The sequence below is a fragment of the Mycobacterium sp. B14F4 genome (genome assembly GCF_039871645.1).
GTDB lineage: Bacteria > Actinomycetota > Actinomycetes > Mycobacteriales > Mycobacteriaceae > Mycobacterium.
Window position 1 is genome coordinate 394,199 of sequence record NZ_JBDPMF010000002.1, and the last position, 22,587, is coordinate 416,785.

Here is a 22,587-nt window from a genome sequence, read left to right on the forward strand (position 1 = left end):
CGCGAAGTGGGGGCACCTCCCGCCCGAAGGGCAGGGGGACGGAGAACAGTGAACCTGTTCGCCCTGCTCGACCAGGCCGCCAGCCGCTTCGGTGACCGTGGCGCGGTGTATCACGGCCGCCGGCAGCGGCTTACGTGGTCGGAATTGCGCGAGCGTGCATTGCGACTGGCCACCTCGCTCGGCGCGCGGGGCGCCCGGATAGCGATCGCCAGCGAGAACCGCCCGGAGATCGTCGAGCTGATGTTCGGCGTGTGGGCGGCCGAATGCGTCTACGTGCCGATCAACTACAAGCTGCACCCGCGCGAGATGGTGCAGATCCTCGAAGACTCCGGCGCGGCGCAGGTGTTCGCGTCGCCGAAGGTCGCCGAGACACTGGCACCCGAGACCGGCGTGCCGATCGAACTCATCGGCAGCGACCCCTACGAGAGCCGTTTCGCCGCACCGCCGTCGGCCCCCCCGGTGACCGATCCGGAGACGCTGGCGTGGTTGTTCTACACGAGCGGAACCACCGGGCGGTCCAAGGGCGCGATGCTGTCACACCGCAACCTGATGGCGATGACGCTCTCGCATCTGGCGGATTTCGACGCGCCCGACGAGGACTCGAGCCTGGTGCACGGTGCGCCGATGTCGCACGGCTCGGGCCTCTACATCCCGCCCTACGTGTTGCGGGGGGCGCGTCAGGTGATCCCCGAATCCGGCGCTTTCGAGCCGCAGGAGTTCCTCGACCTGTGCGAGCACCACTTCGGGTGCAGCGCGTTCCTGGCGCCGACCATGGTGCAGCGGCTCGTGCAGACGAGGCGGGCCTGCCCGCACAACCTGCGCACGATCGTCTACGGGGGCGGCCCCATGTACGTCGACAGCTTGAAGAAGGCGATGGCCGCCTTCGGCCCGGTCTTCGTCCAGCTCTACGGCCAGGGCGAGGCGCCGATGACGATCACCGGCCTGCGTCGTTCAGACCACATCGGTGCCGACGACGCGGTGCTGGGCTCCGTCGGCTACGCCCGCTCCGGGGTGGACGTCGCGGTGCTGCGTGACGACGGTACGTTCGCCGACGTGGGCGAGATCGGCGAGATCGTCTGTCGCGGCGACGTTGTCATGTCGGGCTACTGGAACAATCCCGAAGCGACCGCGGCCACGCTGCAGGACGGCTGGCTGCGCACCGGCGACATGGGGTCGTTCGACGACCGTGGCTTCCTCACGCTGCGCGACCGGTCCAAGGACGTGGTGATCAGCGGCGGCAGCAACATCTATCCGCGCGAGGTCGAGGAGGTGCTGCTCGAGCACCCGGGCGTCATCGAGGCCGGCGTGGTCGGCGCACCGGACGAGGAGTGGGGCGAGGTGGTCGTTGCGTTCGTCGTCGGCTCGGTGTCGGAGGTCGAGTTGGACGCGCACCTACTCGAGCGCATCGCCCGGTTCAAGCGGCCCAAGCGGTACGAGTTCATCGACGAGCTGCCGAAGAACAGCTACGGCAAGGTGTTGAAGCGGGAGTTGCGCGCACGCCTGCGGTAGGCGTCGTTCTGAACAGGATCCTCGGTCGCCGCCTCCAGTTCATCCGCAGGTAACCGAGTACCCATAGCGTGGGCCGGACCGCCTTCGCGAACTGGGGAGTGATCGGTGTCGTCTCTTGAAACGGGTCTACTGGCGCCTGTCGATCCCACGGCGCCGGGTGCGCTGCTCGGCCATCTCGACGAGTTGATCGATCGGCTCGAGCGGGCGGAGGTGGCGTGGTCGGACCGGCTCGCCGGAGTTGACGCCGACTACCGCGACAGCGCTCGAAACATGGTTCACTACTGGGCGATTCGGCAGAGCGACCTGCGCGGACTACAGCGCAGGCTGGCGGCTTTCGGGCTGTCCTCGCTGGGGCGCAGCGAGCCGCGCGTCGAGGCGACACTGAGACTGGTCCGCGCGGCCGTGGTCGCAATGGTCGGCGGGATCTGGGATCCCCCCGCCGTCGGCGGTGTCACCGAGACGCACGACCTGCTGCGGCGACGCGCCGACGAACTGCTCGGACCCGAGCCGGCCGACCGGGATACCCGCATCATGGTCACGCTGCCGTCATCGGCGGCGACCGATTTCGACGTGGTTCGCGACCTCGTCGCGCGCGGGATGAACCTAGCCCGCGTCAACTGCGCGCACGACGATCCCGCCGCCTGGCGTGCGATGGCGGCTCACGTACGTCGCGCCACCGAAGAGACCGGCCGAAGCTGCCTCGTCGCAATGGATCTGGCCGGCCCCAAGGTCCGCACCGGACCCATCGAGGCCGGGCCCCGGGTGCTCAAGGCGCGTCCGCGCCGCGATACCCTCGGCCGCGTCGTCGCGCCCGCCCTCGTGTGGCTCACCGCGTCCGAAGAACCCGCAGCGGCGCCCGACGCGACGATGGTCACGCTTCCGGTGCCGGGCAGGTGGCTGGCGCGGCGCCGGGACGGTGACGTCGTGAGGCTGCGCGACACCCGCGGCGCGAAGCGGGAACTCGTGCTGAGCCGACCCGACCGCGAGGCCGCCGGCCTCGTCGCGGCCGTCGACAAGACGGCCTATCTCGCCACCGGCACCGTTCTGCATGTCGTGCACGCCGACGACCCGGCCGAGGTGGGCCTGCTGCCGGAGCGGGAGCAGAGCCTGCTGCTGCGGCGGGGCGACGTGCTGACCGTGACCCGAGATTGCTCGCCGGCCCCCGCCGATGCGGACGGCGGCCCGTGGATCGGCTGCACGCTGCCCGAGGTCTTCGACTACGCGCACGTCGGCGACCGGATTCTCTTCGACGACGGGCGCATCGGCGGCGTGATCGTCGGCGCGGACCACGACGCGCTGCGGGTGCGGATCGACCGCGCCGCTTCCGGCGGGTCGCGGCTGCGGGCCGAGAAGGGCGTCAACGTCCCCGACACCCGGCTCCCGATCTCCGCGCTGACCGAAAAGGATGTCGCCGGCCTGACCGCGGTGGTCGACATCGCCGACGTCGTCCAGATGTCGTTCGTACAGGATCCGTCCGACGTTGAGCGCCTCCACGACGAGCTGCGCCGGGTCGGCGGCGACCGGCTGGGCGTGGTGCTCAAGATCGAGACGCGGCGCGCGTTCGAACACCTGCCACAGCTGCTGCTCACCGCGATGCGCCGGCCGCGCGTCGGTGTCATGATCGCCCGCGGTGATCTCGCCGTGGAGGCCGGCTACGAACGGCTCGCGGAGCTGCAGGAGGAGATCCTGTGGTTGTGCGAAGCCGCTCACCTGCCGGTCGTCTGGGCCACCCAGGTGCTCGAGCAACTGGCCAAGAGTGGGCTACCGTCGCGTGCGGAGATCAGCGACGCGGCGATGGGCGAACGCGCGGAGTGCGTCATGCTCAACAAGGGGCCGCACATCTCCGAAGCGGTCGTGGTGCTCGACGACATCCTGCGCCGGATGACCGAGCATCACTACAAGAAGACCGCCCTACTGCCACAACTGCATTCGTGGCGGCCTGACGCCTAGCGCGACGATATTCCGACCGTCGACCTGGCTGTCCACAGGCGGACTGCGCCTTCGAGAATGTCGGTGGGCCGTGGCAGTATCGAACACATGTTCGAAGAGCCGTCGGATGCGGAGCTGATCTCCTTGATCGGTGAGGAGACCCGGGAGGAGTCCGCGGCGATGGGGCGGCGCCTGGAGTTGATCGGGGAATTGTTCGCCCGCCGGCGCCGGCAATTGCGCGAGGCGCGGTTCTTCGCCACCGACCCATACGCGGCGACCGCCGCGGAGCTCTCCCCGATCCAGAACCTCAGCCATCACCGGGCGTTGAGCCAGGTCCACACCGCGGCCACCCTGCGGGAACGCTTGCCGCTGGTGGGCAAGGTGCTGCGCAGCGGGCTGATCGACTGGCGGATGCTGGCGACGATCCTCGCGCGCACCGACAACGTCGACGACGAGATCATGCCCACCGTGGACGCGGCGTTGGCCCGCAGCGTCACCCGGTGGATGAAACTGTCCGAGCCCAAATTGCGCGACCGCATCGACATGATCGTGGCCAACCACGATCCGGCCGCGGTGCGGGTCCCACCCAAGATCGAGCAGAACCGCCACGTCGACATCTATCCCAGCGACACCGCGGGCATGGCGTGGATCAACGCCCATGTGCGCGCCGAAGACGGCGCGGCGCTGGACCAACGGTTGGATGCGCTGGCCGCCACGGTGTGTCAGCACGATCCGCGCACCAGAGAGCAGCGCCGCGCCGATGCCTGCGGGCCGCTGGCACGCAGGAAAGCCACCCTGGCATGCCGCTGCGGGCGCGAAGACTGCCCAGCGGCCGCGCAACGCGACGCCGCGGCCAGTGCCGTGATCCACCTGCTCGCCGAACAAGCCACCCTCGACGGCACCGGTGACACGCCGGGGTATCTGCCCGGGTTCGGGATGCTGCCGGCCGACTCGGTGCGCGACATCGCCGAGTCCGCCCAACTCAAGCCCGTGACCATCCCCGGCGCCGACTGCCCCGCCGATCCCGGGTACCAGCCCACCGCCAAGACCAAGGAGTTCATCCAATGGCGCGATCTGACGTGCCGCTGGCCCGGCTGTGACAAACCCGCCTGGAAATCCGACATCGACCACACCACGCCCTGGCCGTGCGGGCCGACGCATCCGTCGAACAACAAGTGCTACTGCCGCATTCACCACCTGATCAAGTCATTCGTCCCCGGCTGGGCCGAACACCACCTGCCCGACGGCACCCTGCTGCTGACCTCCCCGACCGGGCACCTGTACCGGTCCGAGGCCCACGGCGCATCGCTCTTTCCGGCGCTGGGGCAGTTGACCGGTGAGCTCAACCTGCCCCCCGGCGAGCCCAACCCCGACCGCACCGCGATGGCCCCGCGACGCAAACAAACCCGCGAACAAGACCGCCGCGACCGCATCACCGCCGAACGCCGCGAACGCACCGAACTCATCGCCGATGAAGAACGCCAACGCCAAGCCTGGCTCGCCGCCAATTACCAACCACCACCCTTCTGAGCCGGCGGCCGGTCAAGCAGACGCGAAGACGCTCCTGAACCGGTCGAGAGATTCGCGGATGTCGCCCTTGAGCGCCGCCGCGACGACCATGCCAATCGGCCCGAAAAGCGCTGGGCCGCCAAGATGTACGTCGAAGGTGACCGTCGACCCGCGGGGGTCATTGCCGGACGCGGCGATCTTGCCGATCAGCTTGACCTTCACCCCGCCCACGCCCTCGCCGTTGAGCGTCATCGCCTGCGGAGGCTTGTAGTGCACGACAATCCACCGGATCCGGTTGGGCATGCCCTTGACCTCGACGATCGATTCGACGACCGTGCCCTTGTCGATGCTCTCGGGCAGCTTCGAGCGCCACACCCGGTGGATGGAGAGCCATTCCTTGTAGCGGGACAGGTCCGACGCGGCCGCCCACGCCTGCTCGGGCGGCAACGGAACGTCGACGGAGACGGAGAGCTTGGCCATCGCCTACGAAACGGGTGGTGCCGTCGGGGGTTGCTGCTGCGGCGGGTCGGCCGGTGGCGGAGTCGCGGGCGGCGGGGTGGCCGGCGGCGGCACCTGTCCGGTGCGGTTGGCGTTGTCCTGGACCGCCTTCTTCGCGGCGTCCTGCACCTTGTCGACGTGCTGGGTGTACTTGCCCTGCGTCTTCTTGTCGACCAGATCACCGGCCTTGTCGATCGCGGTGTCCACCTTGTCGGCGTTGCGGGCCAGCAGATTCTTCACCTTGTCGAGGAATGCCATGCGGTCAAGGTTACTAGGGAGCCCATAGCCGCCGTCGTTCTCCCAGAACCGCTCCCTGCACCCACCAGATCACCTCGATGGCCACGGCCGCGACAGCCCCGATCGCCAACGCGGTCACTGTGACCTTGGTGTTCGAGATGTCGAGGATGAACAGTCGCTGTGCCGCCGGGATCGAGAAGATCACCACGTAGGCAATGGCGGACACGACGACCAGGGCGACGCGCCACCACTGATACGGCCGCGCCACCACCGCCAGCACCCACACCGCCGCCACCAGCAGGGTGATCAGCGCCGCCGTCGACGCCTGCGTCTGCTCGATCGGCGTCGCTTCCCGACCCTGGTAGGCGACCAGATACGAGGTGAACGTCGCGATGCCGACCACCAGCCCCGACGGCAGCGCCGCCGTCATCACGCGCCGCACGAACCCCGGGTGCGCCCGCTCGTTGTTCGGCGCCAGCGACAGGATGAACGCCGGTATGCCGATGGTGAACCACGCCGCGATCGTGACGTGGATCGGCTGGAACGGGAACAGCAGCGGATCGCTGCCGAAGAGCTTGGACGCCAGCCCCGCCAGGCCGACGAAAACGGCCAGCAGCACCGAGTACACGGTCTTGGTCAGGAACAGGTTGGAGACCCGCTCGATGTTGCCGATCACCCGGCGGCCTTCACCGACGACGTAGGGCAACGTCGCGAACTTGTTGTCCAGCAACACAATCTGCGCGACCGCGCGCGACGCGGAACTGCCCGAGCCCATCGCGACACCGATGTCGGCGTCCTTGAGCGCCAGCACGTCGTTGACACCGTCACCCGTCATCGCCACCGTGTGGCCTCGCGACTGCAGGGCACGCACCATGGCGCGCTTCTGGTCGGGTCGCACCCGGCCGAACGTCGTGTACTGCTCCAAGGTGTCGGCAAGTTCGCCGGGGTCGTCGGGCAGGTGGCGCGCATCGAGCGTCTGCCCGTGCAGCCCCAGCGACCCGGCCACCGCTCCGACGGACACGGCGTTGTCACCCGAGATGACCTTGATCGAAACGTGTTGCGAGGCGAAGTAGTCGAGGGTGTCGTTGGCGTCCGGACGGATGCGTTGTTCGAGCACCACCAGCGCGGCGGGCGTGACACGGCCGGGCGCGTCGGGATGGTCGACCGGCAGCTCGCTGGCGCCCAGGAGCAGCACGCGCAGGCCCTGCGCGCCGATCTGCTCGGCCTGTTCGGCGACGGGTGACCCCGGTTCGAGAAGCACGTCGGGCGCGCCGATCACCCAGTTGCCGTGCTCGCCGTAGGAGGCGCCGCTCCACTTGGTGGCCGACTTGAACGGTGCGACGGCGGTGGCCGTCCAATCCGGCGGCATCTTGTATGCCTCGGCGATGGCCTGCATGCTCGCGTTCGGCCGCGCGTCGTCGAGTGCCAGCTGGGCCAGGATGTCGCCGACCGGGAACTCGTCGAGCCGGTGCAAATCCGCCACGCGCATACCGTTCTCGGTCAGCGTGCCGGTCTTGTCGGCGCACACGACGTCTACGCGCGCCAGGCCCTCGATCGCGGGCAGCTCGTTGACCAGACACTGCCTGCGCCCCAACCGGATCACGCCCACCGCGAACGCGATCGACGTCATCAGCACCAGGCCCTCGGGAACCATCGGCACCAGCGCGCCGACCATCCGCAGCACCGATTCGCGCCACCCGGCATCGGTGGTGAACAGCTGGGTGTAGATGATCAGCAGTCCCGCCGGAATCAGCAGATAAGTGATGAACTGCAGGATCTTGTTGATACCGCTGCGCAGTTCGGAGTTGACGAGCGTGAACTTGCTGGCCTCCTCGGCCAGCTTGGCGGCGTAGGCCTCCCGGCCGACCTTCGTGGCCCGGTACGCCCCAGTGCCCGCACAGACGAAGCTGCCCGACATCACCTGGTCGCCCGGATCTTTGGCGATCGGGTCGGCCTCACCGGTGAGCAGCGACTCGTCGACCTCGATGTTGGCCTCTTCGACGATCTCGCCGTCGACGACGATCTGGTCGCCGGGTCCCAGCTCGATGATGTCGTCGAGCACGATCTCGCTGGGCAGCACTGTCTTGGTCCCGGACTGCCTGCGCACCAACGGTTTCGCCTGTCCGACGATCGCGAGTTTGTCCAGCGTCTGCTTGGCCCGCAGTTCCTGGATGATGCCGATCGCACTGTTGGCGATGATCAGCAGGCCGAAGGCGCCGTTGATCACCGATCCGGTGGCCAGCACGATGATCAGCAGCACGCCGAGGATCGCGTTGATACGGGTGAACACGTTGCCCCGCACGATCTCCGACACGCTGCGCGCCGCCCTGGTCGGCACATCGTTGGTCTTGCCCTCGGCGATGCGCTGGGCGACCTCGGAGTCGGTCAGCCCGGCGGCTCCGACTTTCCCCGCAATCGTCACTTGATGAACGTCCCCTTCTTGAACGTGTCGTAATACTCGAGGATGAGCTTGTCGCCGTCAAAGGTCGCCGTCGAAACCGTTCCCGGAGGGGCGTTCTCGCTCACGAACTCGAACGTGAAAGTGTTGCCTGCCCAGTGGGTCAGCGGCACGTCGAGCTTCGATCCCAGCGCCAGCGCCAGCCGCCCGTCACGCTCGGTGACCCTCGCCGGTCCCCAGTAGTCGTTGTCGTAGCTGCCGATGTACGACACCAGCGGCGCCGGTGGCGCGGCATCGGCCGGCGGCTGCTTGCCGGCCAGAGACCCCACGGGCTCGTCCATCTCGGCGAAGATCTTGCTGTAGAGCCCGTACCAGTCCTCACGCACCTCGCCGAACTGCACCAGGTCCGCGAACTGCGCGGTGAGCGATTCGGCGACACCCGACGGGGTGGCGTTGGTGAGCGCCACGATCGCGACGTCGGCGGACGGCAGGATCAGGAAGTTCGTTCCCGCACCCAGTTCGAACGCGCCCGAGTGGCTGATCTCCGTCCGCGCCGCCGATGTCGAACCCACGTTGAAGCCGAAGCCGTAGAAGCCCGACCGCATCGCGGGTTCGGTGGCACGACTGGACACGATCTGCGGCGTGAGCGCGGGCAGCAGCGCCTTGCCGTCGACGATCTGCCTGTCGTCGTGGTCCCCCTCGGCCAGTACCATCGCCAGCCAGCGGGTCATGTCGTTGACCGACGAACTCGCCCCGCCCGCTGGGGCCTCGGCGTCGGCGTCGCGCACATAGGACGGCTCGTAGCGGTCGTCGATGCGGATGTGGCCGACGGCCCGGTTCGCCCTGGCCTCGTATTCGGTGAACCGGTAACTCGTCGCCTCCATGCCCAGCGGGTCGAACAGCACCTCGTCGGCGAGCACCTCCCACGGCTTGCCCGCATTCACTGCGACCGCCTCGGCGCCCGCGGTGAATCCGAAGTTGGTGTAGGCGTAGGAAATTCGGAACGGATCCAGCGGCAGCTGGCGGAGCCGGTCGAGCACCTGCCTGCGGTCGAAGCCGAGGTCCTCGAGCATGTCACCCGCGTGGTCGGGCAGACCGGACCGGTGCGACATCATGTCGCCAACGCTCACGATCCGGGTGACAAGCGGGTCGGACAGCGCGAACCACGGCAGTTCGGACACGATCGGGGTGTCCCACTCGACGGCGTTCACCCCGACCTGGTGAGCGACGACCGTCGACGCCAACGACTTGGACACCGACGCCAGCTGGAACACCGTGTCCGGATCGACCTTCTCGCCGGTCTTGACGTCCTTCACGCCGAATCCCCTGGCGTACACGGTCTTTCCGCCGTGCACGACGGCCACCGCCATGCCGGGGATGCCCGACTTGGCCATCAGGTCCTCGGCGATGCCGTCGAGTTTCGCAACAGCGTTGTCGACGGCGTTCTCGGGCAGCGGCATCGCCGGTACCAGCGGTGGCGGCGCATCCGACAGCGTGCTGGGCGCCGCCGACGGTTCGGGTTGGGCGGATTCGGACCCGCATCCGGCCGTTGCCACCAGTACGACTGCGAGCGCGGCGCCGAGCACGCGGTTGTTGTACACAGAACGCGAGTATGCCCTCAAACAACCGTGCGCTCGCGCTATTGCTGTTCTACAGCCGCCACCACGGGTCGACGACCGGCGCCGCCCCGTCGCCGTCCACGCGCTGGCCCGGTCTGGGGACGACGACGTGCACGCCCGCGGGGTCGGCGGCGCGCAGCAACCGCTCGACGGGTTCGGCCCAGGGATGCGGGGCGAGCCGGAAGGTCCCCCAATGGATCGGCACCAGCAGTCCGGAGTGCGCCTCGGCCACGTCGAGGTGCGCCCGCACCGCCTCTTCGGGATTCATGTGGATGTCCGGCCACGCCGGGTGATAGGCGCCGATCGGCAGCAGCGTCAGGTCGAACGGGCCGTGCTCGGAGCCGGTGTCGGCGAAGCTCTTGGTGTAGCCGGTGTCGCCGCCGAAGAAGGCGCGGTGGCGGGGCCCCTTGATCGCCCACGACGCCCACAGCGTCGTGTTGCGGGTCAACAGCCGCCCCGAGAAGTGCCTGGCCGGGGTGCACACCAGTGTCAGCTCGCCGATCGTGTGGCCTTCGTACCAGTCCAGCTCGACGATCCGGCTCTGCGGGATGCCCCACTTGCGCAGGTGGGCGCCGATACCGAGCGGCACGACGAACGGTGCGCGCTGGGTCTTGGCCAGGCCGATGATCGTGTCGATGTCCAGGTGGTCGTAGTGGTCGTGGCTGATCACCACCGCGTCCACCGCGGCCAGCGACTCGAGCGGCGCCGGGACCTCGTGCAGGCGTTCGGGCCCCACCGCCTGCGACGGCGAGCAACGCTTGCTCCACACCGGGTCGGCCAGCACGCGGTAGCCGTCGAGCTCGATCAGCACCGACGAGTGCCCGAACCAGCACACCGAGAGCGGCGCCGAGCCCGGTTCCGTCGGCGACGGCCTGACCACCGGAATCGGGCCGTTCGGCCGGGACTCCCCGCGCGAGCCGATGAGGTCCCAGATGATCTGGCGCTGTTCCTCGCGGTCGATGCTGAGCGTGGTCGCGGGTTCGAGGTTGACGAACTCGCCGTCGCGGTAGTTGGGCGAGCGCCGCGCCACCTGTTCGATCTCGACGGGCGACGCGCCCAGGGCCGCGGGGGCGCCGTGCACGGCGCGCAACACCCACCCGCCGGCCAGCAACGAAGCTGTGCCGAGACCGATGCGTGCGGCGCCGCGGATCATCAGGCCCCTCTGAAGTTGGGTGGCCGCTTCTCGATGCGTGCCACCTGCGCCTCGATGATGTCGTGGCTCGACCATGCCCGGTCGAACAGTTCCTTGTGCTCGGGCCACGGATCCTCGTAGGCGCCGTCGTCGTTGAGCACCCGCTTGGCGTGCTGGAGCGCCAGCGGCGCGAAGCCCGCGATCTCCTGCGCCCAGGCCTGCGCGTCGGCCAGCGTGCCGATGCGGTTCGCCATCCCGGTCTGCAGCGCGGCGTCGGCGGTCAGCCGTTCGGCGGCCATCAGCATGCCGCGGGCCCGGCCCGCCCCGACCAGCGTGGTCAGCCGGCGAATGCTCCAGTTGTCCAGCGCGATACCGTACTTGGCCACCGGGAACTGGAAGTACGCCTCCGGGGCGACGACGCGCAGGTCGCAGATCATCGACAGGATGACCCCCGCCCCGATCGCCGGTCCGTTGATCGCCCCGATGACCGGGACGGGCGCCTTGTCGATCGCGAAATTGAGCGCCTTGGCCTTGTCGGGCAGCTCGTCGGCGACTCCCTGGCCGCCCGAGAGGTCGGCCCCGGAGCTGAACACATGCCCCTGACCGGTGAGGACGATCACGCGGACGTCCTCGGTGGCCGCCTTCTCGATCGCTTCGCGCAGCCCGTCGACGAGTTCGGCGTTGAGCGCATTGCGACGCTCGGCGCGCTGCATCTCCAAAGTCATCACGGCGCCGTCACGGCTGACACCAATCACACCGCCAGCCTATATAGCCTGCTGATGTGAGCCGGATCGGTGCCCTCGAGCTACGCGACGCCGTGCTGGACGCCGGCTCGTTCAGCAGCTGGGACGGCCCGCCGCGCGACGTCGGCGCCGACGCCGAGTACCGGCGGGAGCTGGCCGACGCCGCCGCGAAGACCGGCCTCGACGAGTCGGTGCTCACCGGCGAGGGGACGGTGTTCGGCCGTCGCGTCGCGCTCGTGGTGTGCGAGTTCGACTTCCTGGCCGGTTCGATCGGGGTGGCCGCCGCCGAGCGGATCACCGCGGCGGTGCAGCGTGCGACGGCCGAGGGGCTGCCGCTGCTGGCGTCGCCGAGTTCGGGCGGCACCCGCATGCAGGAGGGCACGGTCGCGTTCCTGCAGATGGTCAAGATCGCCGCCGCCGTCGAACTGCACAAGCGCGCGCATCTGCCCTACCTGGTCTATCTGCGGCATCCGACCACCGGCGGGGTGTTCGCGTCGTGGGGTTCGCTCGGGCACGTGACCGCCGCCGAGCCGGGCGCCCTGATCGGGTTCCTGGGGCCGCGGGTGTACGAGCACCTCTACGGTGAGCCGTTCCCCGGGGGCATCCAGACCGCCGAGAACCTGCAGCGCCACGGCGTCATCGACGGCGTGGTGCCGCTCGAGGCGCTGCGCTCCACGCTGGACCGCACGCTGACCGTGGTCGCGGACCCGCCGGGCGCCCCGCCCGCGAGGCCGGAGTGCGGGCCGCTGCCGGACGTGCCCGCCTGGGAGTCGGTCGAGGCGTCGCGACGGCCGGACCGGCCCGGTGTCGGGTACCTGCTGCGACACGGCACCACCGAGCGGGTGCTGCTGTCGGGGACGGGCCAGGGTGAGGCGGCGACGACGCTGCTGGCCCTGGCCAGGTTCGGTGGTCAGCCCGCGGTGGTGCTGGGCCAGCAGCGGGTGGTCGGCGGGATGGTCGGGCCGGCGGCGTTGCGCGAGGCGCGGCGCGGCATGGCGCTGGCCGAAGGTCTGCAGCTGCCGCTGGTGCTGGTCATCGACACCGCGGGCCCGGCGCTCACCGTCGAGGCCGAGCAGGGAGGTCTGGCCGGCGAGATCGCGCGCTGCCTGGCCGAACTCGTCACCCTCGACACCCCGACGGTGTCGGTGCTGCTGGGCCAGGGCAGCGGCGGGCCCGCGCTGGCGATGGTGCCCGCCGACCGGGTGCTGGCCGCGCTGCACGGCTGGCTGGCCCCGCTGCCTCCCGAGGGCGCCAGCGCGATCGTGTTCCGCGACACCGACCATGCGCCGGAACTGGCTGCGGCACAGGGGATCCGGTCGGCGGACCTGCTGCGCAACGGGATCGTCGACGGGATCGTGGCCGAACAACCGGACGCGGCGGACGAGCCGCTGCTCTTCACCGAGCGGCTGTCGGCGACCATCGCCGACGAACTGCATGCGCTGCGCTCCGTTCCGGACGACGCACGGATGGCGGCCCGGCTCGAGCGGTATCGGCGAATCGGCTTGTGAAGCCGACACTGTTGTTCGTCCACAGCCCCGTGGTGGGACCGTCCACCTGGGCTGGCGTCGCAGAGATGTTGCGGCGCAAGGGTTTTGCGTGCGTCGTACCCGATCTTCGGGGTGTGCTGTCGCAAGGACCGCCGTTCTACCCCCGGCTCGCCGCGGCGGCCGCGCGGGCGGTGACGGGCAGCGGCGACGTGGTGCTCGTCGGGCACAGCGCGGCGGGATCGCTGCTTCCCGCGATCGCCGAGGCGGTGGTCGCCCCGGTGCGGGGCGTCTTCGTCGACGCGCAGCTTCCCCACCCCGGGCGCAGCTTTTTCGACGTGGCGCCGAGGGCGATGCGCAAGCAGATGCAGGCGATGGCCGAGGGCGGAGTGCTGCCGCCATGGCACGAATGGCTCCCGCCGGGTGCGCTCGAGGAGACGCTGCCCGACGCCCGGCAGCGAAGGCAGTTCGTCGCCGAGGTGCCGCGGGTGCCGCTGGCGTACTTCGAGGAGAAGGCCCCGGCCACCCGCCGCCTCGGCAGGCACTGGGCGTACCTGCGGTTCAGCGGCGTGCGCGCCGTCGCGGCGGCCAACGAACGTCGCGCCCAGCGCCGGCTCGAGCGCTACCGCATCAAGCAGCAGACCAAGGTCGCCCTCGCCGAGGCGTCGGGCCGGGCGCGGACCAACGACGCGGCCAACCGTCGTGAGATGGCCAAGGTCCTGCGTCGGCACGACGAAACCGACGCGCGCTGGCTGGACTACGAGATCGACATCGCGAAGTTGTTGGACTTCCCGCTGATGACCGACATGCGGTCACCGCTGACCGTCGCGTTCCACAAAGCCAGGAGCCATGCGGACCTGCTGCGGCCGGAGTCCGTCGACGACATCCTCGGCGACCGCAGTGCGCAGGTCGACTACCGCGACGCGGTGCACGAGTACGTGGTGGCGTTCGACGTGGCGGAAGCCGAGGCCGTCCGTCGCCGCCGCAGCGACTTCTCGGCCGAGGCGCAGGAACGACTCGACCGCGCCCAGCACCTGCTGCGGCTGGCCGCCGACGACGGGGCGACGCCCGACGAACGCAAGGCGGCCTACGCCCGTGCGCGAAAGGAACTCGACGGCCTCATCGTCCTGCCCGCGACGACGCGAGCGAGCATCGAGCGCAAGATCGTCGGCGAGATCGAGGCCTGACTATCCGCCGAGTTCGGACACCGCGGTGTCGAGCTGCGCCGCCTGCTCACTGATCTCGTGCTCGGATGGGGATTCGCCGACCCGCTGCACCAGGTCGTCGCGCGCGATCACCTCGAACGCGCCGCGGTACTCGTCGGAAGCCAGCCGGCCCGCGCCGATCACCTCCGCGCGCCCCTCGATCAGCACCAGGGTCGCGTCTTTCTCATCGGCATTCAACAGCCGGCGCACATCGTCGGCGGAGATCATGAATGGCTCCTTCCGGTCTCTTGCTGCAGCCGCATCAGCTATGCCCGCTGAGCGGTCGGTCTATGCGACCGCCAGTGCGGTGAGCATCGCCACGCAGGTGACGACGTCGAGCGGGAGACGGACCAGGCTGCGCCGGGTCCAGCGCACGGCGGCCGCCTCGTCGACCGCCGCCGGGTCCGTCTTCTCGAAGGTCACCGCCTTGGGCACCAGGTCGATCAACGACCACACTCGCATCACCGCGTGGCTCGCCAGTGCGATGAGCAGCGGCAGGCGAATTTCGGCGTCGGCCCAGGCCGCGATCAGCGCGAGGATCACCAGGACCTCGAACGCGGAGTGCGCGGGAATCCAGAAGCGGCGCCGTGATACGCCGCCGTTGTGGGCCTGGATGATGCCGGGCCGCTTCGGCCAGGCCGGGTCGACGACGACGGTTTCGTAGAGTCCGCCGCCGAGCAGGGCGCAGGCCGTGAGCGTCGCGGCGGCGATCAGGATGAGTGAGGTTGTCGAGTCGGCGTCACAACAGGCAATCGACACTTGACTAGGACATCACACCAGTCTGTGGCCGCTGAAGGCCTCGGTGGCCGCTCGCAATCGGCCAGTGGGGTGCGCGTCACGATTCAACAATTGCTTTATGCGCTTCGACTGCGGCCGCCCCACGACACGTCGATAATGAAATTCGCACCTTTCGACCAGTCTAGTCAGCTAAGCCGGCTTACCGAAGGGAGGGAAGTAGCAACGTGACACGCATCGCGACGCTCATCTCGTCACTTCTGCTTTCCGCTGGGGTGCTAACCGCGTGCGGGGGAACCAACGAATCGCCGCCGGCTTCTGCTCCGACAAGCCCAAACATGCAGTCCACAGTGACAGGAACGCCGCCGTCGACACCCCAAGCCCAACCCACCGAGAGCCAGATCGTCATTTCGAACATGGCATACACCGTGCCCACGTCTGTCAGACCCGGTGAGCAAGTGACCATCGTGAACGAAGGCGGCCCGAACCACACCGTAACCGCCGACGAGAACAACCTGTTCGATGTCCGCGTATCCGGGGGCGGCGGCATTAACTCATTCACTGCTCCGATGACCCCCGGCACCTATCCGTTTCATTGCAAGTACCACGCCGACATGCATGGAACGCTGACCGTCCAGTAGGCCGAGCTTTCGTCCCCGCCCGCATACCTGACTGGGTCGGACGGGTGTCAGGTCAAACAACCCGATGACGCTGTTCTACGGCTCGCGGATGCCGTAGGACCGCGACTCTAATTTCGCCAGCGACCTTGCGGTCGCGTCGGCGCTCGCCGACCTACAGGTTTGCGAAGCAGGAGTTCTGGTTGTTCTTGCTCCATTGGTTGTCCTGGTTGCCTTGGTCGCCCAGGGGGATCGACGTACCACGGCTCGAATAATGTGCTGCCACACCTTCATTGGTGATCTCCACGCTATCGACATGGATACCGAGCGGATACATTTCGGTGAGACGGGTGGTGAACGTGTCTAGCGCCGACTGCACCATCTCGCTGGGCAGCAACAAACCCAGCCCGGTGACATCGACCACCTGCAGTGCCACTCCTCCATCTGTCACCTGCGGCTTGGTGGTGACATTGCCCAAGTTGCCCTGCAGCTTGATGGTGCCGTCGTCCTGATTGGTCTGGACCCTGGTGACCAAGCCACGCAATGGCGTGATCGCTTCCTGGAAGCTCTGCTTCATGCCGTCGGCAGACCAGGTGATCATGGCGTCGATGGCTCCCACGGTGCCCATGCCGTCGCCATCCAGCCAGACATCGTCGATCCGCACCTCGGCCTTCATGCCTCGGGCGTTGCCGATTCGGTTGCCGGCCGTCTGGATCGAGATGTTCCTGTAGTGGCCGGTCGTGAGCTGAAGCAGGAACGGCGTCGGGCCGAATGAAACACTCGCCGTGTCCTGCACCACGCATTCCGTTGCGGCGGCCACCACGCTCTCGGCGCGGTGACGGGCGTACAGCTCACCGGCAAGCAGGCCAGCGGCTAAGCCGATCATGATCACCGAGATCATGACTACCGACAGCGGGTTGCGCATACGGACGCGGCTCAGTCCGGAATCATTCGATGTCGGAACGCCCGGCGAAGGACCGCAACCGGGCTGGACTGCTGGCGGCGGGGGATGCTCCTCCATCCCTTTATCGTGCACCCGCTCTCAGCGGTGGGCCGACTGCTGGTGGTGGGGCCGCTGCCCGACGGCATCCACCGCATCGTCGTGCCCGTCGCCGACGGGCCCGAGGAACCGTCGGCGGCACTGGTGCAGCAGATCCTCGACACCCGCGTCGCGGCCGGCGCGATGACGGTCACGGATGTGGCGTGGGGCTCCCGGTTCCGCGTGCACCATCGGGTCGCGGACAGCTTCCGCGCCGGTCGCCTGCTACTGGCCGGTGACGCCGCACATGTGCACAGCCCGGCGGGCGGGCAGGGCATGAACCTGGAAATCCAGGACGCCGTCGCACTGGCTGAGGCGCAACACCGTGATCCGGCTGGCGGGCCACGTCCCCGCGGTGCGCACGGGGCTGGCCCGTCGGCTCAGCGGTCTGGTCTATCGCTCACGCGTGCGTACTGCCCGCGGCTGCGGACGTAGAGCACCGCGGCGGCGGCCGCCACCTCGACCATGGCCAGCACCGTGGCGGCCGCCATCAGCGCCGACGCCGGGGAGGCGGCCGCCGGTGCATGGTGGTGCGCCGGTGCGGGTAGGTGTAGTCCGATCATGGCGAGGTTCATCAGCGCCACGACGACCCACGCCCGCACCGTGCCGCCGCGCCACAGGTCCACCGCGCAGTACAGGCACGCCGCGATCATCGCCGCCAGCAGTGCACCCGCGACCGGTCCGGCGGCGTGGCCCAGCATCGCCGCATGCAGGCAGGCCGACGCCGCCGCAAGCGCGGCACACGCCCGTCGTCCCAGTGCGGCCATCGAAGTCATACCCGGACAGACTCGCGCGCCGGACGAAATTCATCCGGACGACAGGCCGAGGATCTCGACACTGCGCTCGCGCATCTCGACCTTGCGGATCTTGCCCGTCACCGTCATCGGGAAGTCGTCGACGATGTGGACGTAGCGCGGGATCTTGTAGTGGGCCAACCGGCCCTCGGCGAACGCCCGCAGGGCCGCCGCGTCGAGCGGTCGACGCCCGGGCTTCATCCGGACCCAGGCGCAGATCTCCTCGCCGTACTTGGCGTCGGGAACGCCGATCACGTGGGCGTCCTCGATGTCGGGGTGCGTGTAGAGGAACTCCTCGATCTCCCGCGGATAGACGTTCTCGCCGCCGCGGATCACCATGTCCTTGATGCGGCCGACGATGTTGCAGTACCCGTCCTCGCGCATGACCGCCAGGTCGCCGGTGTGCATCCAGCCATCGGAATCGATTGCCTCGGCGGTCTTCTCGTCGTCGTTCCAGTAGCCGAGCATGACGGAGTAACCCCTTGTGCAGAACTCGCCCGGCGCACCGCGCGGTACCGCCTCGCCGGCCTCGTCGACGATCTTGATCTCGACGTGTGGATGCGCCCGGCCGATCGACGCGGTCCGGCGTTCGAGGTCGTCGTCGATGCGCGTCTGGCAGGACACCGGCGAGGTCTCCGTCATGCCGTAGGCGATGGCCACCTCACTCATGTTCATCTCGTTGACGCAGCGCTTCATCACCTCGACCGGGCACACCGCGCCCGCCATGATCCCGGTGCGCAGCGAGGACAGGTCGCGGTCGGCGAGTTGCGGATGATTCAGCATCGCGATGAACATCGTCGGCACCCCGTACACGCCGGTGCACCGTTCCTGCTCGATGGCGGCGAGCGTCGCGTCCGGGTCGAAGCCGGGCGCGGGGATCACCATCGTGGTGCCGTGGCTGGTGCACCCGAGGTTGCCCATCACCATGCCGAAGCAGTGGTAGAAGGGCACCGGGATGCACAGCCGGTCGCCGGGACCGAGGTTGATGAGCTCGGTGGTGAAGTACCCGTTGTTGAGGATATTGCGATGCGACAGCGTCGCACCCTTCGGGAAACCCGTTGTGCCTGAGGTGTATTGGATGTTGATCGGGTCCGTGTTCGACAACCCCGCCTGTCGTTGCGCCAACTCGCCGTCGGTGACACCGCCGCCCGCGGCCCGCAGCACCTCCCAGTCGGGGGTGCCGATGAACACCACGTCGGCCAACGCGGGCGTCTGCGGCCGGACCTGCTCGACCATGGTGACGTAGTCGGAGGTCTTGAACGACGTCGCCGCGATCAGCATGCGCGCGCCGGACTGGTGGAGAACGTAGGCGAGTTCGTGCGTGCGGTAGGCCGGGTTGATGTTGACCAGGATCGCGCCGATCTTGGCCAGCGCGTACTGCGCGACCGTCCACTGCGCGCAGTTGGGCGCCCACAGGCCGACCCGGTCGCCCTCGGTGATCCCGCGGGCCATCAAACCCTTTGCCACGACGTCGATCTCGGCGTCGAGCTCGGCATAGGTGTAGCGCAGGGCCTGTGCGACGTCGATCAACGCGTCGTTGTCGGGATGACCGGCGGCGATGCGTTCGAAATTCGCTCCGATGGTCTCCTCGAGAATGGGCGGGGCGGTGGGCCCCGCTTCGTATGACGTCGTTGTCACGAGATGACAGTATCGGGATGTGGCCTCGATCACCCCGTTTCGCATCGACATCTCCGACGCCGACATCGACGACCTGAGGTCGCGGCTGCACCGCACGCGGTGGCCGGAGGCCGAATGCGTCGACGACTGGAGCCAGGGCATCCCGCTGGCGTACACCCGCGAGCTGGCCGCCTACTGGGCCGACGACTACGAGTGGCGCGAGCGGGAAGCCGCGCTGAACCGTTTCGACCAGTACACGACCGAGATCGACGGGCTGGACATCCACTTCATCCACCAGCGATCGGCGCGGGCCGACGCCTTCCCCTTGCTCATCACGCACGGCTGGCCCGGCTCGATCGTCGAGTTCGCGAAGGTCATCGAGCCACTCACCGAACGCGGGTTCGACGTGGTGTGCCCGTCGCTGCCGGGATACGGCTTCTCCGGCAAGCCGACCCGCACCGGCTGGGGTGTCGAGCGGATCGCGGCGGCGTGGGAGACGCTGATGGGCCGGCTCGATTACCGGCGCTACGGGGCGCAGGGCGGCGACTGGGGCGCGGCGGTCACCACGCAGATCGGGCGCAACGAGGGCAGGTGCGTCGGCATCCATCTCAACATGCCGTTGGGCAGGCCGCCGAAGGGCTTGACCGAGTTCAACGCGGACGAGCTGGCCGCCATCGAGCGCCTCGAGTACTACCGCAAGTGGGACAACGCGTACGCGAAGGTGCAGATGACGCGGCCGCAGACGCTCGGCTACGGGCTGGTGGACTCGCCGGTCGCCCAGCTGGCCTGGATCGTCGAGAAGTTCTGGTCGTGGACGGACTGCGACGGTCATCCGGAGAACGTGCTGAGCCGCGACGAGTTGCTCGACAACGTCTCGATCTACTGGTGGACCGCCTCGGGCGCCTCGTCGGCGCGGTTGTACTGGGAGAGCTTCGGCACCTTCGGCGGCGGCGAACCGGTGCGGCTGCCGACGGGGGTGGCGTCGTTCCCGAAGGAGATCCTGCGCTCCCCGCGCGGCTGGTGCGAGGACGCCTACCACGTCACGCACTGGACGCCGATGCCGCGCGGTGGGCACTTCGCGGCCTTCGAGCAGCCCGACCTGTTCGTCGAAGACGTCTCCGCCTTTTTCGCTACGGTGCGATAGATGGGCACTCTCGAAGCCGACTATCTGGTGATCGGTGCAGGCGCGATGGGGCTGGCGTTCACCGACACCCTGGTCGCCGAGACAGATGCCAAGGTGGTGATGGTCGATCGCCACGACCAGCCGGGCGGCCACTGGACGACGGCGTACCCGTTCGTGCGGCTGCACCAGCCGTCGGCGTACTACGGCGTGAACTCGCGGGCGCTGGGCAGCGACACCATCGACCGGTTCGGCTACAACGCGGGCTTCTTCGAGCTGGCCAGTGGCGCCGAGGTGTGCGCCTACTTCGACGCGGTGATGCGCCAGCATCTGCTGCCGACGGGCCGGGTCACGTACCTGCCGATGAGCGAGTACGTCGGCGACGGCCGGGTGCGCACGTTCACCGGTGACGACATCGAGGTTTCCGCGCGGCGCGTCGTCACCAGCCACGTGGAGATCGTCGTTCCGTCGATGCGCAAGCCGTCCTACACCGTCGCGCCGGGGGTCGACTGCGTTCCTCCCAACGAGCTGCCGCGCTTCCGCGACGGGCGCGACCGTTACGTCATCGTCGGCGCGGGCAAGACCGCGATGGACGCGTGCCTGTGGTTGCTGCGGCACGGCGTCGAACCGTCGCGGCTCACGTGGCTCAAGCCGCGCGAATCGTGGGTGCTGGACCGCGCGGCGATCCAGCCTGGCCGCAAGTTCGCGGGCGCCGTGCTCGCCGACTTCGCCAACCAGCTCGCGGCCGTGCAGGAGGCGTCGTCGCTGCCGGACCTTTTCGACAGGCTCGAGACCAAGGGCTGCCTGCAACGCATCGACCGGTCGGTCGAGCCGACGATGTACCGGTGCGCGATCCTGTCGCAGGCCGAGCTCGACCAGCTGCGGCGCATCGACGACGTCGTGCGGATGGGTCATGTGCTCTCCCTGGACCCGGGCCGCATCACGCTCGAGGGCGGGGTGCGCGAGGTCGACGGAAAGGTCCTCTACATCGACTGCAGCGCAGACGGTTTGGCGCACCGCGAGCCGGCGACGGTGTTCGATGGTGAACGTATCTCGCTGCAGACCGTGCGCACGTGCCAGCCGGCGTTCAGCGCGTCGGTGATCGCCCATGTCGAGGCGGCCTACTCCGACGACGACACCCGCAACGCGTTCTGCGGTCCCGTCCCCTACCCTCGCGAGCCGATCGACTGGCTGCGAATGATGTACGCCTTCAACAAGAACCAGCTCAAATGGTTCTCCGACCCGGACATGATGGCGTGGGTGGACGCGGCCCGGCTCAACGTGCTGCACCACGTGTCGGCCGCGGTGAGCGACCGGGCCCGCGAGAGGATCATCTCGATGCTGACCTCGCAGCTGCCGACGATCAACGACAAGCTCGAAACGCTGCTGACGTCAGCCTGATCCCGCCGTCTCGTCGCATGGCATGCGGCTGAGTGCGTCCTTCGCCGATCCCACCCGTCTGTAAGGGCAGGAAGCGGTCGACCGACCACTCGGGACGAGAGGAACTCATCATGAACATGCACGCAATCGCGGCGAAGACGATCGCTGCGGCCGCCTTGGTGGGCACGCTGACCGGCATCGGAACCGGGATCGCCGCGGGCACGGCGAACGCCAAACCGCGCGCCTGCGCCGGGATGGAACGCCAGATGAACGACGCCATCTACCTGGCCCATGCCGCGCAGGATGCGGGTGAGTACGAGGACCGGGATCGCTGGTTCTATGTCGCCGAACGCATCAACAAGCGGTACGAGGCGGCCGGCTGCAGGCAGTGAGCCGACTCAGGTGCCGCATTCGCAATCCGGCGGCGGCGTGTAGTCGATCGGCATGCCACGTGCGTCCATGGAGAGCGTGCAGCACTTGTTCAGCACGCCGGCAAGCTGCTTTCGGGCGCGCTGGACCCGGGACTTCATGCCCGGCAACGTGATTCCCTCGAGCTCGGCGGCGGCCGCCTGGGTGACGCCGTCGAGGTCGGTCAGCTCGAGAGCCCGCCGGTACTCGGGCGACAGCTGCTCGAGCATGGGTCGCAGACATGCGGCCAGCTCCCGGTGCACACCGTCGTCGTCGTTGTACCCCGTGACGTCCTCGGCGAGCCGGTCACCGGGCGAAGCCTCCAGCACTTCGCGATCCGCACCGGCGCGGCGGTAGTGGTCGATGACCGCGTTGCGGGCGATGCGGAACAACCAACCCGCGAGCCGGTCGCGGTCACCGAGCGTGGGCAGGCTGCGATGCACCCGCAGCAGGATCTCGCCGACGATGTCGTCGGCGCGGTGCGGGTCCGATACGCGACGGCCGACGAACGAACGGATCTCCGCACCGAACCGGCGCCAGACCTCCTCGACCGTCGGCTCGACGTACCCAGTCACGTCAGTCGGCTCCATCGTCGGCCTCCTAGCGGCCCTCAC

The 22,587-nt window shown here is 68.6% G+C and carries 20 protein-coding genes and 2 pseudogenes; 10 read left to right on the forward strand and 12 right to left on the reverse strand.

The annotated features are described in order from the left end of the window. Positions 1-48 precede the first annotated feature (48 nt). The 3 genes from ABGB19_RS07075 to ABGB19_RS07085 all read left to right on the forward strand — a co-directional run bounded on the left by ABGB19_RS07075 (position 49) and on the right by ABGB19_RS07085 (position 4,968). Complete coding sequence (locus tag ABGB19_RS07075) at positions 49-1,509, forward strand: long-chain fatty acid--CoA ligase (protein WP_347685167.1); 1,461 nt, start codon at positions 49-51, stop codon at positions 1,507-1,509. Between the two features lie 105 nt (positions 1,510-1,614). Next, on the forward strand, positions 1,615-3,459 hold the full coding sequence (locus ABGB19_RS07080) for a pyruvate kinase (protein ID WP_347685168.1): 1,845 nt from the start codon (positions 1,615-1,617) through the stop codon (positions 3,457-3,459). An 87-nt stretch (positions 3,460-3,546) separates the two neighbouring features. Continuing rightward, complete coding sequence (locus ABGB19_RS07085; RefSeq protein ID WP_347685169.1) at positions 3,547-4,968, forward strand: HNH endonuclease signature motif containing protein; 1,422 nt, start codon at positions 3,547-3,549, stop codon at positions 4,966-4,968. Positions 4,969-4,980: 12 nt separating this feature from the next. On the opposite strand, the gene ABGB19_RS07090 is transcribed toward ABGB19_RS07085, so the two are convergent. The 6 genes from ABGB19_RS07090 to ABGB19_RS07115 all read right to left on the reverse strand — a co-directional run bounded on the left by ABGB19_RS07090 (position 4,981) and on the right by ABGB19_RS07115 (position 11,586). Then, on the reverse strand, positions 4,981-5,427 hold the full coding sequence (locus ABGB19_RS07090; RefSeq protein WP_347685170.1) for an SRPBCC family protein: 447 nt from the start codon (positions 5,425-5,427) through the stop codon (positions 4,981-4,983). Between the two features lie 3 nt (positions 5,428-5,430). Then, on the reverse strand, positions 5,431-5,703 hold the full coding sequence (locus tag ABGB19_RS07095; protein WP_347685171.1) for an antitoxin: 273 nt from the start codon (positions 5,701-5,703) through the stop codon (positions 5,431-5,433). Between the two features lie 13 nt (positions 5,704-5,716). After that, the gene (locus ABGB19_RS07100; RefSeq protein ID WP_347685652.1) at positions 5,717-8,098 is read right to left on the reverse strand and encodes a cation-translocating P-type ATPase; all 2,382 of its coding nucleotides are present in this window, start codon (positions 8,096-8,098) and stop codon (positions 5,717-5,719) included. 2 nt (positions 8,099-8,100) lie between these two features. Next, entirely contained in the window at positions 8,101-9,666 is a 1,566-nt protein-coding gene (locus ABGB19_RS07105) for a serine hydrolase (RefSeq protein WP_347685653.1), read from the reverse strand. 64 nt (positions 9,667-9,730) lie between these two features. Beyond that, complete coding sequence (locus ABGB19_RS07110) at positions 9,731-10,852, reverse strand: MBL fold metallo-hydrolase (RefSeq protein ID WP_347685172.1); 1,122 nt, start codon at positions 10,850-10,852, stop codon at positions 9,731-9,733. Further along, positions 10,852-11,586 (reverse strand): enoyl-CoA hydratase, encoded by a 735-nt coding sequence (locus ABGB19_RS07115; protein ID WP_347685173.1) that lies wholly within the window; start codon positions 11,584-11,586, stop codon positions 10,852-10,854. The genes ABGB19_RS07110 and ABGB19_RS07115 overlap by 1 nt, the downstream gene beginning before the upstream one ends. Positions 11,587-11,612: 26 nt before the next feature. Here ABGB19_RS07115 and ABGB19_RS07120 point away from each other — a divergent pair, with 26 nt between their 5' ends. Further along, on the forward strand, positions 11,613-13,082 hold the full coding sequence (locus tag ABGB19_RS07120) for a carboxyl transferase domain-containing protein (protein ID WP_347685174.1): 1,470 nt from the start codon (positions 11,613-11,615) through the stop codon (positions 13,080-13,082). A 542-nt stretch (positions 13,083-13,624) separates the two neighbouring features. Further along, positions 13,625-14,245 (forward strand): annotated as a pseudogene (locus ABGB19_RS07125) (hypothetical protein); the annotation flags it as partial. Here the strand turns inward: ABGB19_RS07125 and ABGB19_RS07130 are convergent. Both ABGB19_RS07130 and ABGB19_RS07135 read right to left on the reverse strand, forming a co-directional pair. Continuing rightward, positions 14,246-14,491, reverse strand: a complete 246-nt coding sequence (locus tag ABGB19_RS07130; protein ID WP_347685175.1) for a hypothetical protein — start codon at positions 14,489-14,491, stop codon at positions 14,246-14,248. Positions 14,492-14,551: 60 nt separating this feature from the next. Continuing rightward, complete coding sequence (locus tag ABGB19_RS07135) at positions 14,552-15,022, reverse strand: hypothetical protein (protein WP_347685176.1); 471 nt, start codon at positions 15,020-15,022, stop codon at positions 14,552-14,554. A 314-nt stretch (positions 15,023-15,336) separates the two neighbouring features. Between ABGB19_RS07135 and ABGB19_RS07140 the strand changes: the two genes are divergently transcribed. Beyond that, a complete protein-coding gene (locus tag ABGB19_RS07140) occupies positions 15,337-15,639 on the forward strand; it encodes a cupredoxin domain-containing protein (RefSeq protein ID WP_347685177.1) in 303 nt (100 codons plus the stop codon). A gap of 151 nt (positions 15,640-15,790) precedes the next feature. Here the strand turns inward: ABGB19_RS07140 and ABGB19_RS07145 are convergent, their stop codons facing one another. Next, the gene (locus ABGB19_RS07145; RefSeq protein ID WP_347685178.1) at positions 15,791-16,540 is read right to left on the reverse strand and encodes a DUF2993 domain-containing protein; all 750 of its coding nucleotides are present in this window, start codon (positions 16,538-16,540) and stop codon (positions 15,791-15,793) included. A gap of 126 nt (positions 16,541-16,666) precedes the next feature. Here ABGB19_RS07145 and ABGB19_RS07150 point away from each other — a divergent pair. Next, a pseudogene (locus tag ABGB19_RS07150) lies at positions 16,667-17,054 on the forward strand (FAD-dependent monooxygenase); the annotation flags it as partial. Here ABGB19_RS07150 and ABGB19_RS07155 read toward each other — a convergent pair. Continuing rightward, positions 17,035-17,430 (reverse strand): hypothetical protein, encoded by a 396-nt coding sequence (locus tag ABGB19_RS07155; RefSeq protein ID WP_347685179.1) that lies wholly within the window; start codon positions 17,428-17,430, stop codon positions 17,035-17,037. The pseudogene ABGB19_RS07150 and the gene ABGB19_RS07155 overlap by 20 nt on opposite strands. A gap of 30 nt (positions 17,431-17,460) precedes the next feature. Further along, the gene (locus ABGB19_RS07160; protein WP_347685180.1) at positions 17,461-19,086 is read right to left on the reverse strand and encodes an AMP-binding protein; all 1,626 of its coding nucleotides are present in this window, start codon (positions 19,084-19,086) and stop codon (positions 17,461-17,463) included. Positions 19,087-19,105: 19 nt separating this feature from the next. On the opposite strand from ABGB19_RS07160, the gene ABGB19_RS07165 reads away from it, so the two are divergent. The 3 genes from ABGB19_RS07165 to ABGB19_RS07175 all read left to right on the forward strand — a co-directional run bounded on the left by ABGB19_RS07165 (position 19,106) and on the right by ABGB19_RS07175 (position 21,957). Then, on the forward strand, positions 19,106-20,209 hold the full coding sequence (locus ABGB19_RS07165; RefSeq protein ID WP_347685181.1) for an epoxide hydrolase: 1,104 nt from the start codon (positions 19,106-19,108) through the stop codon (positions 20,207-20,209). Further along, complete coding sequence (locus tag ABGB19_RS07170; protein WP_347685182.1) at positions 20,210-21,586, forward strand: NAD(P)-binding protein; 1,377 nt, start codon at positions 20,210-20,212, stop codon at positions 21,584-21,586. A 110-nt stretch (positions 21,587-21,696) separates the two neighbouring features. Continuing rightward, positions 21,697-21,957, forward strand: a complete 261-nt coding sequence (locus ABGB19_RS07175) for a hypothetical protein (protein ID WP_347685183.1) — start codon at positions 21,697-21,699, stop codon at positions 21,955-21,957. A gap of 6 nt (positions 21,958-21,963) precedes the next feature. Here ABGB19_RS07175 and ABGB19_RS07180 read toward each other — a convergent pair whose 3' ends face one another. Then, positions 21,964-22,563, reverse strand: a complete 600-nt coding sequence (locus ABGB19_RS07180) for a sigma-70 family RNA polymerase sigma factor (RefSeq protein WP_347685184.1) — start codon at positions 22,561-22,563, stop codon at positions 21,964-21,966. Positions 22,564-22,587: the final 24 nt, after the last annotated feature.

Coding starts and splice junctions, on each gene's coding strand:
- ABGB19_RS07085 (WP_347685169.1), top strand. CDS start 3,547: ATGTTCGAAGAGCCGTCGGATGCGGAGCTGATCTCCTTGATCGGTGAG.
- ABGB19_RS07090 (WP_347685170.1), bottom strand. CDS start 5,427: ATGGCCAAGCTCTCCGTCTCCGTCGACGTTCCGTTGCCGCCCGAGCAG.
- ABGB19_RS07095 (WP_347685171.1), bottom strand. CDS start 5,703: ATGGCATTCCTCGACAAGGTGAAGAATCTGCTGGCCCGCAACGCCGAC.
- ABGB19_RS07110 (WP_347685172.1), bottom strand. CDS start 10,852: ATGATCCGCGGCGCCGCACGCATCGGTCTCGGCACAGCTTCGTTGCTG.
- ABGB19_RS07130 (WP_347685175.1), bottom strand. CDS start 14,491: ATGATCTCCGCCGACGATGTGCGCCGGCTGTTGAATGCCGATGAGAAA.
- ABGB19_RS07140 (WP_347685177.1), top strand. CDS start 15,337: ATGCAGTCCACAGTGACAGGAACGCCGCCGTCGACACCCCAAGCCCAA.
- ABGB19_RS07145 (WP_347685178.1), bottom strand. CDS start 16,540: ATGCGCAACCCGCTGTCGGTAGTCATGATCTCGGTGATCATGATCGGC.
- ABGB19_RS07155 (WP_347685179.1), bottom strand. CDS start 17,430: ATGACTTCGATGGCCGCACTGGGACGACGGGCGTGTGCCGCGCTTGCG.
- ABGB19_RS07170 (WP_347685182.1), top strand. CDS start 20,210: ATGGGCACTCTCGAAGCCGACTATCTGGTGATCGGTGCAGGCGCGATG.
- ABGB19_RS07175 (WP_347685183.1), top strand. CDS start 21,697: ATGAACATGCACGCAATCGCGGCGAAGACGATCGCTGCGGCCGCCTTG.
- ABGB19_RS07180 (WP_347685184.1), bottom strand. CDS start 22,563: ATGGAGCCGACTGACGTGACTGGGTACGTCGAGCCGACGGTCGAGGAG.